General features: G+C 62.8%; 1 protein-coding gene and 1 pseudogene. Both read left to right on the forward strand.

Features of this window, described 5'->3' with window-relative positions; all coding sequences use genetic code 11:
* Nucleotides 1–278, forward strand: a pseudogene (locus tag H5395_RS19295) (hypothetical protein); the annotation flags it as partial.
* A partial coding sequence (locus H5395_RS18385; RefSeq protein ID WP_182793989.1) for a plasmid partitioning protein RepB C-terminal domain-containing protein occupies nucleotides 275–1,050 on the forward strand: 776 nt, incomplete at its 3' end. The pseudogene H5395_RS19295 and the gene H5395_RS18385, both read left to right, overlap by 4 nt.

A 1,050-nucleotide genomic window follows, 5' to 3' on the forward strand; every position in this document is an offset into this window, starting at 1 on the left:
TCCCGGTGCTGCCGCCTATGACGCGCGGCACCGATCCCGGGTTCTGGCCAATCTGCAGCGTCGTGCGCGATCGCTTGGCTATGCTCTTGCACCGGCACCAGAGGCGGCGGATGTTTCTTAGGAAGGCAGAGTTCACACAGAGCCGGCTGATGTTCGTGCGCGAGGCCTTCCGCAAGCTCTGCGCAGAAGCGCATTTCATGACGCTGCTCAGGGCCGAGGGCCTAAAGACGATGCCTGCCGATCTCGCTAGGTCCGTCACTGAGGGGGCATCGGCATGAAACGCGAGGCCCGCGAGCCCCCGCGCAGCGTGAGTCACGGCTTCGAGGACGACTGCGTTACCCTCCCGATCGATGCCATCCTGCCGCTGCGCGCTTTCGGCAAATCCGCGAAATCCAGCCGGAAATTCCGTCAGATCGTGGCCTCCATCGCCCAGATCGGAATCGTCGAGCCGCCCATCGTCGTCCGGAACCCCGACAAGTCCGCCACCTGGTTGCTGCTCGACGGCCACATGCGCATCGAGGCGTTGAAGGACGCAGGAGCGAACGAGGTGGAATGCCTCGTCTCCACCGACGACGAAGCGTTCACTTACAACCGACAGGTCAGCCGCCTCGCGCCGATCCAGGAACATAAGATGATCCGTAAGGCGATTGAGCGCGGCGTGCCGGAGGAAAAGATCGCGCTCGCGCTCGACCTCAACATGAGTAGCATCCGGCGCAAGGTGCGCCTGCTGGACGGCATCTGCGAGGAAGCCGTCGCGATCCTCAAGGACAAGCCCGCGACCGGCGCGGTGTTCGACGCGCTGCGCAAGATGAAAACCATACGACAGATCGAGGCCGCGGAGTTGCTGGTCAACGCCAACAACTATTCGGTGACCTATGTGAACGCGATCCTTGCCGGAACGCCGCAGGCGCAATTAGCACTATTCTGCCACCTTCATAGCCGGAGCAATCATGACGTCGGCAGGATAGACCGTCTGGGTCGGCAGAATGCCCACCGCCCAGGTGAGACCCTGCTCCGAGAGCTTCTGCCGGAAGTCTGCCACCTTGCCGT

Origin of the sequence: Paracoccus sp. MC1854, from assembly GCF_014164635.1 — a bacterium.
Lineage (GTDB): Bacteria > Pseudomonadota > Alphaproteobacteria > Rhodobacterales > Rhodobacteraceae > Paracoccus.